At 42.5% G+C, this 10,036-nt stretch carries 9 protein-coding genes; 3 read left to right on the forward strand and 6 right to left on the reverse strand.

Going from position 1 to position 10,036, the window contains the following annotated elements; genetic code table 11:
• Nucleotides 1–24: 24 nt before the first annotated feature.
• Entirely contained in the window at nt 25–228 is a 204-nt protein-coding gene (locus HMPREF9965_RS12765) for a ferredoxin (RefSeq protein WP_080566872.1), read from the forward strand.
• Between the two features lie 82 nt (nt 229–310).
• Here HMPREF9965_RS12765 and HMPREF9965_RS06480 read toward each other — a convergent pair whose 3' ends face one another.
• The 6 genes from HMPREF9965_RS06480 to HMPREF9965_RS06505 all read right to left on the reverse strand — a co-directional run bounded on the left by HMPREF9965_RS06480 (nt 311) and on the right by HMPREF9965_RS06505 (nt 7,420).
• A complete protein-coding gene (locus HMPREF9965_RS06480) occupies nt 311–1,294 on the reverse strand; it encodes a glycosyltransferase family 2 protein (protein ID WP_000364631.1) in 984 nt (327 codons plus the stop codon).
• Nucleotides 1,278–2,297 carry a UDP-glucose 4-epimerase GalE gene (gene galE / locus HMPREF9965_RS06485; RefSeq protein WP_001156551.1) on the reverse strand — a complete coding sequence of 340 codons (1,020 nt, stop codon included), beginning with the start codon at nt 2,295–2,297 and terminating at the stop codon, nt 1,278–1,280. Before galE ends, HMPREF9965_RS06480 begins: the two co-directional genes overlap by 17 nt.
• Before the next feature lie 102 nt (nt 2,298–2,399).
• The gene (locus tag HMPREF9965_RS06490; RefSeq protein ID WP_000754627.1) at nt 2,400–3,503 is read right to left on the reverse strand and encodes an NAD(P)/FAD-dependent oxidoreductase; all 1,104 of its coding nucleotides are present in this window, start codon (nt 3,501–3,503) and stop codon (nt 2,400–2,402) included.
• Between the two features lie 16 nt (nt 3,504–3,519).
• Complete coding sequence (locus HMPREF9965_RS06495) at nt 3,520–4,317, reverse strand: Nif3-like dinuclear metal center hexameric protein (protein WP_000881178.1); 798 nt, start codon at nt 4,315–4,317, stop codon at nt 3,520–3,522.
• Complete coding sequence (locus HMPREF9965_RS06500) at nt 4,304–4,981, reverse strand: tRNA (adenine(22)-N(1))-methyltransferase (protein WP_000624080.1); 678 nt, start codon at nt 4,979–4,981, stop codon at nt 4,304–4,306. The genes HMPREF9965_RS06495 and HMPREF9965_RS06500 overlap by 14 nt, the downstream gene beginning before the upstream one ends.
• 102 nt (nt 4,982–5,083) lie before the next feature.
• Nucleotides 5,084–7,420 (reverse strand): cation-translocating P-type ATPase, encoded by a 2,337-nt coding sequence (locus tag HMPREF9965_RS06505; RefSeq protein WP_004243337.1) that lies wholly within the window; start codon nt 7,418–7,420, stop codon nt 5,084–5,086.
• Nucleotides 7,421–7,553: 133 nt separating this feature from the next.
• Here HMPREF9965_RS06505 and HMPREF9965_RS06510 point away from each other — a divergent pair, with 133 nt between their 5' ends.
• Together HMPREF9965_RS06510 and HMPREF9965_RS06515 are read left to right on the forward strand one after the other, a co-directional pair.
• Nucleotides 7,554–8,303 carry a lysophospholipid acyltransferase family protein gene (locus HMPREF9965_RS06510; protein WP_000500174.1) on the forward strand — a complete coding sequence of 250 codons (750 nt, stop codon included), beginning with the start codon at nt 7,554–7,556 and terminating at the stop codon, nt 8,301–8,303.
• Nucleotides 8,304–8,527: 224 nt separating this feature from the next.
• Nucleotides 8,528–9,892 (forward strand): VWA domain-containing protein, encoded by a 1,365-nt coding sequence (locus HMPREF9965_RS06515; protein ID WP_001015737.1) that lies wholly within the window; start codon nt 8,528–8,530, stop codon nt 9,890–9,892.
• Nucleotides 9,893–10,036 lie beyond the last annotated feature (144 nt).

Genomic DNA, 10,036 nt, shown 5'->3' on the forward strand with positions numbered 1-10,036 from the left:
AAACTTTCTTATTACAATATAAATATGAAACTCACACTTATACCCGAACGGTGCATCGCCTGCGGGCTTTGCCAGACCTATTCTGAACTCTTTGATTACCATGATAATGGGATCGTTCGCTTTTATGATGATCCTGATGAACTGCAAAGAGAAATCGCTGAGACCAGCGATGTTCTGGAGGCTATCAAACAGTGCCCTACACGTGCACTTCTCAAAGATCCATCATAGTTTAAAAGGGAGATTGATTTTGTAGATTCTTTTTATCACTTTAATCCCTTCATCTACTAGTTTAGCATATTTCTAGGTAAAATTATAGTCTTTTCTGGTTATTTTTCCCTTCGAAAATAGAAAGATCACTTTTTTCTTTGACGAGATAGAGTGGTCTTTTTTTGGTCTCTAGATAAATCTTGCTGATATACTTACCGAGAATCCCAATAGTCAGGAGTTGAATCCCTCCAAGAAAGAGAATGACAGCCATCAGAGAGGTCCAGCCAGATGTCGGATTTCCCAAAATAAGGGTCCGAAACACCACAAAAACAGTCATCATAAAAGAAATAAAACAAGATAGAAGTCCCGCTACAAAGGCTATACTCAAGGGAAAATCTGAAAAGTTAAGAATCCCTTCAATCGAGTAGAAAAAGAGCTGTCTAAAACTCCAACTAGTCTTGCCAGCCTGTCTTTCGACATTTGGATAGTCCAGATAGTGCGTTTTAAAGCCCACCCAAGCAAATAGGCCCTTAGAAAAACGATTGGACTCGGTCAAGGCTAAAATAGCATCCACCACAGATCTTCTCATCATCCGAAAATCACGAACACCTGATGGCAGGGCTACTGGGCTGATTTTTTGCATGAGGCGGTAAAAGATGTCAGCGCAGAAACTGCGAAAGAAGGGTTCTCCCTCCCGACTGGTTCTCCGTGTCCCAATACAGTCTAAATCTGCATTCTGGTCTAGTAAGGCTTTCATTTCAAGCAACATACTAGGAGGATCCTGGAGGTCTGCATCCATCACGACCACCAGGTCTCCAGTCGCATGCTGCAAGCCTGCGTATAGAGCTGCTTCTTTCCCAAAATTTCTCGAGAAAGAGATATAATGTACCGCAGGATTTTGTACCCGATAGGCCTTCAAAAGCTTCAAGGTCCCATCACTTGAGCCATCATCCACAAAGACATACTCGATCTCTGCTCCTAATTCTGGAAGCAGTGCTTCAACAGACTGATAAAAAAGAGGAAGTACTTCCTCTTCGTTTAAACAAGGGACAATGATTGAAATCATCATCTTAGTCTTCAAATCCATTTGGATGCTTGCTTTGCCAACGCCAGGCGTCTTCACACATTTGGGTGATGTCGAGTTCCGCTTCCCAACCGAGTTCTGCTTTAGCTTTTGCTGGGTCTGAGTAGCAGGCAGCGATATCACCTGGGCGACGTTCTACGATGCGGTAAGGAATAGGACGTCCCACTGCTTTTTCCATGTTTTGGATAATTTCAAGAACTGAGTATCCTTTACCAGTTCCAAGGTTATAAACGTTTAGACCTGAACCTTTTTGGAGTTTTTTCAAAGCTGCAACGTGACCTTTGGCTAGGTCTACAACGTGGATATAGTCACGAACCCCGGTTCCATCTTCTGTATCGTAATCATCTCCAAAAACTTGTACTTGTTCTAGTTTGCCCACTGCCACTTGTGAAACATAAGGCAAGAGATTGTTTGGAATGCCGTTAGGATTTTCTCCCAGGTCTCCACTTTCATGAGCACCGATTGGATTAAAGTAACGAAGCAAGACCACATTCCATTCTGAGTCTGCTTTGTAGATATCTGTCAAAATTTCCTCTAGCATGAGTTTGGTACGACCGTAAGGGTTGGTCACTGAAAGTGGGAAATCTTCTAAGATTGGAACTGTGTGAGGATCTCCGTAAACTGTCGCAGAAGAACTGAAGATGATATTCTTACAGTTTGCTTCTTCCATAACTTTTAAAAGACTAAGAGTTCCAGCGATATTGTTGTCATAGTAGGCAAGAGGGATACGGGTTGATTCGCCAACAGCCTTCAAGCCCGCAAAGTGAATCACCCCAGTCGGTTCTTCCTGCTTGAAAATATCTCTGAGGGTATCTGTATCACGGATATCCGCCTCATAGAAAGGCACCTCAACTCCTGTGATTCTTTCAACAACTTCTAAGCTTTTACGGTTGCTGTTGACAAGATTATCTACCACAACGACTTGATGACCTGCTTGGATCAATTCAATAACAGTGTGGGTTCCGATAAAACCAGCTCCACCAGTTACCAAAATCTTTTCTTGCATCTTTTTTCCTCGATTCTCAAATTATTTTTTCTTATTTTACCATTTTTGATAGGAAATGTCATTTGCCATCCTAGAGGGGAGACTAAAATTTCAGTAAAATGCTTATATGCTTTTTACCCGTTTGACATAGTTTTCAATGGGATAGTTTACTGGATCCAAGGTCAACTCCTTGTCTTGGACCAATTGGGCTAAGTGGTAACCAATGATAGGACCAGTTGTGAGACCTGATGACCCTAGTCCACTAGCCGCATAGACACCTGATAATCCTGACACCTGTCCAAAAAAAGGTGAGAAATCACTGGTGTAGGCACGGATTCCCACACGCTCAGCTCTTGAAGTCGCTTTAGCCAAGGCTGGATAGTGAGGCAAGGCTGCTTCCTCCATTTGTTGGAGCAAGCTTTCATCCACTGTCAAGTCAAATCCCATGTCATTTTCATGAGTAGCTCCTAGGGACAATTTCCCACCTGCAAAAGGAATCAAATCCCACTCCCCCTCTGGCATGACAACAGGATAGGATTCCATATCTTGGGTAAGTTGATAATCTCGGAGTTGCCCCTTTTGCGGTCGAACATCCACCTCATATCCCAAAGGCTCCAGAATGTCCCCCAACCAAGCTCCCGTTGCCAAAATAACTTGATCAAACACTTCTTCACCAATCTGATAACCTGCTGATACAGGATTCAGAGTCACTTTTTCTTTGACCAGCTTGACTTGACTGGCTTCTAGCAGACAAGTCACTAAGAGGTGACCATCTACTCTCGCTCCACCAGAAGCATAGAGCAAGCGGTCAAATCCTTGCAGACCAGGAAAAAACTCATTTGCAGACGCTTGATCCAGAATAGCTAACTGGCCTATCAAGGGAGATTCTTCCCTGCGCTGAAGGGCTAGTTCATAGAGCTCTTCCAACTTGGATTCATCCTTTTTCAGGAGAAAGACTCCCGAACGCTGGTAAAAGTCAATTTCCTTACCAGACTTTTCTAAATCAGCCAACAAATCCACATAAAAGTCAGCCCCCAAGCGCGCCATCTTGTACCAGGCTTTATTGCGGCGTTTGGAAAACCAAGGACTGATAATTCCTGCTGCTGCCTTGGTAGCCTGACCTTGTCCATGGTCAAAAACGGTCAGCTCTAGGTCACTTTCTTTCGAGAGGTAGTAGGCAGCTGTTGCACCCACAATCCCTGCTCCAATAATGGCAACTTTTTTCATTGTCTTCACTTTCTAACTAGATATGGTGGAAAGGATTAGTCGATGCCTGACTAGGCAAGATATCAATAGTCCAGCTATTTTCTTCCTTCCATTGAGTAAGGAGTGCTGCGATTTTTTCCACAAAAAGCACTTCTATATAGTGGCCTGGATCCAGTGCCAACAAGCCATCTGACAACATATCCTGAGCTGTGTGATAGTAGATATCGCCAGTGATATAAACATCTGCCCCCTTTGCTAAAGCATCAGAGTAGAAAGACTGCCCACTGCCACCACAGATGGCCACTCTTGAAATAGGCTTCTGCAAATCACTCTCTTGATAATGCACCATTCGAAGACTATCTAGACCAAAGACTTGCTTGACATGCTGGGCCAATTCCCCAAATGTCTGAGTCGGGATATTTCCAATACGTCCAATCCCACGTTCTGGACCTGTTTCCTGCAGATAAGTCGTCTCCTCAATGCCTAGCATCTGGCAGAACCAGTCATTGAGACCATTCTCAACGATGTCAATATTAGTATGACTGACATAAACTGCAATGTCATGCTTGATCAGGTCGATGTAAATCTGATTTTGCGGACGGCTAGCTACCAGATCCTTGATAGGACGAAAGATAGGCGCGTGCTTGACGATAATCAAATCCACACCCTTTTCAATGGCCTCTGCCACCGTCTCTTCACGTATATCGAGGGCAACCATGACCCTTTGTATATCCTTGTTCAAAGTGCCGATTTGTAGGCCACGACTGTCTCCCTCCATAGAAAATTCCTGGGGACAAAAGGCTTCATAAGCTCTGATTACTTCACTTGCTAGCATGGAGAACCTCCTTGATGGCTTGAATTTTATCTACAAGAACTTGACGTTCCTCCAAATTTTTTTCTGGGATTTGACTAAGGCCAAAATCTAGCTTAGCAGCTTCCTTTTGCCATTTTTGTACAAATACTGGACTGACTTCTTTGGACAAGAAGGGACCAAAGCGGACATCACTTGCTGATAGCTTCATTTGTCCCGCTTCCACCACTAGAATTTCATAAAACTTGCCAGCCTCTTCTAGGATGCTTTCTGCTACAATCTGAAATCCGTGCTCTTGTAACCAAATGCGCAAGTCGTCTTCACGATTATTGGGCTGGAGGATTAAACGTTCTACACTCGCAAGTTTATCCAATCCTTCTTCCAATATGGTAGCAATCAAACGGCCACCCATACCAGCAATGGTGATAATAGAGACTTGGTCAGCCTCTTCAAATGCCGCTAAGCCATTGGCTAAACGGACTTGGATTTTCTCCTTTAGACCGTGAGCCTCAACATTTTTAACCGCAGACTGGTAAGGACCTTCCACCACTTCCCCTGCAATGGCGCTTTTAATTCGGCCTCTCTCAACTAACTCGATGGGCAGATAAGCATGGTCACTTCCCACATCAAGTAACACAGCACCTTGGGGCACAAAGGACGCCACCAATTCTAATCTCTTTGAAATCATCTTCTCTCACTTTCCAAAACTCTATTACCTTTTATTATACCACATTTCAGCTAGCAATCTTGCCCTTAAAAAAGACCGCAATTCACAGATTGCAGTCTTTCTTTATTTTTTCGCTTGGTAACGACTTGTCAAGATGAAAATCACCGTAAAGACCAGCATCATTGCCCCATAAACAGGCAGTGTTTGTCCAGTCAAGGTCGAAATTTCAAGCAGTTTTTGAATCCTTGGGAAGAGAGCTGTGGCTAGGAAGCCTCCCACAGACCAGACAATCAAGAGGGCACGCCAGAGGGTGAATGGCATGCAAGCTCTAAATACGGATAAGAAACCGATAGACCCAAGGAGATAATAGAGGAGAGTTGACATTTCTAACTCAGACCAACCTTGACTTGTCCCAAATATTTTCACAAAAAGAACGCTAAATACGACCATAAGTGCACTTGGTAGAGCACGAAGCATTGATCTTCTGAGGAAGTTTGGCTCGACAGGTTTGATATTTCGCTCAAAAGTCAGAACGAATGGTGGGAAACCTTCCACAAACTGGTCAATCATGGTAATCTGGATTGGGATGAAGGGGAAAATCAAAATCCACTCAGACTGCCCCAGTAAAACACTGGCAATACAGATCACCGCTAACAGGAAGGAATAGATGGTCTTTATCAAGAAAATCGGTGCAATATGGGCAATGTTATTGACCACGCGACGACCTTCAAAGAGAATCTCAGGAACATCATTAAAGTCTGAGTTCAAGAGAACTAGATTGGCAATCTGACGAGTCGCAGGATCTCCCTCAGCCATCACGATAGAACAATCCGCCTCACGAAGGGCCAAGATATCATTGACTCCGTCCCCTGTCATTGCTGTTGTATGCCCTGCTTTTTTCAGCGTTTGGATGATAAGTTTCTTTTGATGAGGGGAAACACGTCCGAAAATAGCTGTTTCCTCAGCTATAGCAATCAATTCCTCATCCGTGATTTTTGAACAATCTACATAACTATAATAGTCTGCAAAGCCAGCTTTCTGGGCAATGCTAGATACAGTCACAGGATTGTCCCCAGAGATAATCTTGAGTCCCACTTCCTGGGAACGGAGGTAGTCTAGTGTCTCAGCTGCTCCTTCTCGAATGGGGTCCAAAATCTCCAGCAAGGCCAAAGCCTGAATATCAGATGGTTTCTGTGGTTTGTGATGATCTAGTTTTTCCTGACTGAGGGCTAAGACCAATACACGTGACCCTCTCTCTAGAGCCTCTCTGGCTTCTGGTACTTCAGAGTCCAACAACATCTCAGGCGCCCCTAAGAAAACCGTTCCTAGCCCTTCTAACTCCATAGCCCCCCACTTGCGGTCGCTAGAGAAAGGAAGATTGGAAATCATAGGGTAGGCAACCTTTCCTTGGAAACGCTGGCGAATGGCTTGAGCTGTCGGATTTTTATCCTCACTATGGGCCATATAACTGGTCAGAATGTTAGTAATAGCCTCATCACCATAAGTTTCCGTCAGCGGAAGAACTGCCTCCACCTGCATCTTTCCTTGAGTGATGGTTCCCGTCTTGTCCAGACAGAGCATATCCACGCGCGCCAAGGTCTCAACAGAGTACATTTCCTGCACCAAGACCTTTTTCAAGCCCAGTTTGATCACCGCAGTCAAGAGCGAAGTAATGGTCAAAAGGGCAATTCCCTTGGGCAACATTCCCAAAAGGGCTGTTGACGAATTTACAACGGATGACTTGAGGGGCAAGCCTTTTAACATCAAGGCTTCTAGCAGGAGAGCTAGACCAAAGGGAATGATAATTTTCCCAGTAAAACCTGCTAGCTTGTCCAGCGATTTCATGATACGAGAGTTGATCGGTTTTACTGTCTTAGCTTCCAGCATGAGTTTGGAAGCATAGTTTTCTGCCCCGACATGGTGAACTTGAGCCAAAACTGCGCCACTGGCTAGGAAACTCCCTGATAAAAGCAAGGCATCCACTTCTTTTTGCACCAAATCACTCTCACCCGTCAACATGGCTTCATTGACTTCCGCAAAGCCTTCTAAAACCCGCGTATCACTAGGAATCTGCTCCCCAGCCGACAGACGAATAACATCACCTAGAACCAATTCTTCTGGATTAAGAGCGACTTCTTGGCCATCACGGATGGTTTTGACCTTTTCCTTGGTCATGAGATTGAGCTTGTCCACCATATGTTTAGCCCGTAGTTCGGTCACAATCCCCGAAAATGCGTTAAAGCAGATAACGGCAAAGAAGACCAAATTGCTCCAAGCCTGTACAAAGGCTAGCGCCAAAGCAATAGCAAAGTTTAAAGCGTTAAAAAGTGTAAAAACATTTCGTTTGATGATTTGCCAAGTACTGGTACTGGCTGATGCGGTAAAGTCATTGACCAAACCTTGAGCCTGTCTTTCCTTGACTTCTCTTTGGGTTAATCCCATTATCTTATTTTTATCCATAAATTCTATCATATCATTTTTTCTAGCAGAATTCTAATCTCATCCAAAAACTGTCCACTGATAACTGAAAAAGTTTGCCAGTAGTCTTTCGATAAGGTATAATAATAAAAGCAATACAATCGAAGGAGTTCTCATGTTTTATACTTATTTGCGTGGACTAGTCATGCTGATCTTGTGGTCCATCAATGGCAATGCTCACTACCACAATACTGATAAAATCCCTAGTCAAGATGAAAACTATATCTTGGTCGCACCTCATCGTACCTGGTGGGATCCAGTATACATGGCCTTTGCGACCAAACCAAAACAGTTCATCTTTATGGCTAAAAAAGAGCTTTTTAACAACCGCATCTTTGGCTGGTGGATCCGTATGTGTGGCGCCTTTCCTATCGACCGGGAAAATCCTAGCGCTTCTGCTATCAAATACCCTATCAATGTCCTCAAAAAAAGCGACCGTTCTCTCATCATGTTTCCAAGTGGAAGCCGTCACTCAAACGATGTCAAGGGGGGAGTTGCCTTGATTGCTAAAATGGCTAAGGTCCGTATCATGCCTGTCACCTACACAGGGCCCATGACCTTGAAAGGCTTGGTCAGCCGTGAACGTGTCGATATGAACTTTGGAAATCCTATCGATATCTCAGACATCAAGAAAATGAATGATGAAGGAATCGAAATGGTTGCAGAACGTATCCAAGCAGAATTCCAACGTTTGGACGAAGAAACCAAGCAATGGCACAATGATAAAAAACCAAACCCACTCTGGTGGTTTGTCCGCATCCCTGCCCTTATCCTTGCTGTGATTGTTGGTATCCTAACGATTATCTTTACCTTCATTGCAAGCTTTATCTGGAATCCAGATAAGAAGAGAGAGTCTCTTGGTTGAGACAATAAGAACTGCTGCACAAAAACTCGATTTTAAGAGAAAATCCAGCAAGCCTTTCCATAAGAAATGCATAGCATCAATGTTTTTGGACACTTGTTGCTATGCATTTTTATGATCTTTATCCCTGTATAATCAGAAGAAAACTCTACATTCTATATAGAAATTTTTTTGACAAATTACTTTGGTTTTGATATTATATTATTAAAAAGGGGAGGATTTTTATAATGAATCATAAACATTCTTTATTCGGGAAGTGCAAGTCTGTTTTATTGACGGTTGCTCTAGCGTCTGCCTTTACAGCAATGGGGCAAGTTGATGCTGATGAGGTAAAGAATCCAAGTCAAGTTGCTAATGATCTTGCTCAAGTAGGTTCAAATGAACTTTCCACTAAAACTACTCAAACTAATCAGCAAATTTCCGAAACAGTTAAGGAGATTCAAGATAAAGTTAATGTCTCTGTAGTACCACTTGATAAAGCTCAACCTGATGATATAGTTAAAGTAACTACTACTTCAACGGACGCCAAGGTAGATACTAAAGAAAACGCAGCTGGTACAGAAGCAATTGCTAAAGCAGAGACTTCTATAAGTGTTGAAACAACTCATTTAGCTGCTAAAGGAACTGCCGTTGGAGAAAAGACACCTGTTACAACAACAAAGACTGTTACAGATCACGTTAATACAGATGACTATGTAGCTAATGTTACTCAAACTATCAAGAAAACTACATTTGAAAAAGTTTTGAAAGAAGCAGATGTAATAATTACTAAACAAGCGGCTGGTTCTGCAGATATCGTCTTTACTATTGATAAGTCAGGTTCAATGGATTCGTCTATTCAAAATGTTGTACAGAATATCGAGAACTTTGTCCGTGATTTGGCTAGTAAAAAGGTTGATGCTCGTCTTGGCTTAATCGCGTATGAGGCTGCTGACAATGTTCAATATTTCGATTTTAATGGATCTAAATTCACTAAGAATGTAGAGGAGTATATTAAGGCGCTTAGATCTATTCGAACAGGCGGTGGAACAGAAGAGCCTACAGCCCCTCTACATCATATCGCAACCTCAAAAGATTATGATTGGTCTACATCTTCTAATAATCGTCGTTTTGCATTCTTAATTACTGATGAAAGTATTGATTTCCGTACTCCAGGCATTCCAACAGTAGAAGAGACTCTGAAAGCTCTTAAAGCAGCAGATATTTCTCTATCAGTTGTAGGGATGAGATACGAAGAATCGACCTTCAAACCTTTAGTTGAGGGGACAAAAGGGCTTTATCTTAATATTAATCAAGAATTTTCTAGTCTTTTAAATCGTGATTTTACAAATCATGTTGTTAAGACTGTCCAAGAAGGACGTGTTTACCGCATTGTAACAGAGAAATATGACTTCTTAACAGAGGCGCATGTCGTACTTAAACCAAAACCTATCGGAAGCACAAAGGCAGTTTATCATACTTCTGCACTTTCTAATAAGGTATCTGAATTACCTAAAACTGGTGAAAAGGCATCTTCTAATTTATCTGTACTTGGAGTTGCCTTAATTGCAGTAGCCTCTAGTTTGACTGTTGGTGTTAAGAAAAAAGATTAAGGAGATCCTTTTCATATAGAAGGTAGAGGAAAGGAGTTTTACACCATTTAGATTCTTTGCCAACTCTAATAAGAAAAAAATAGTTAACAATGAGAGAGGGCCTCTTGGTCTTCTCTTTTAATATATTCAGAGCAAATTTCATAT

The sequence above is a fragment of the Streptococcus mitis bv. 2 str. SK95 genome, assembly GCF_000222705.1.
Lineage (GTDB): Bacteria > Bacillota > Bacilli > Lactobacillales > Streptococcaceae > Streptococcus > Streptococcus mitis_AY.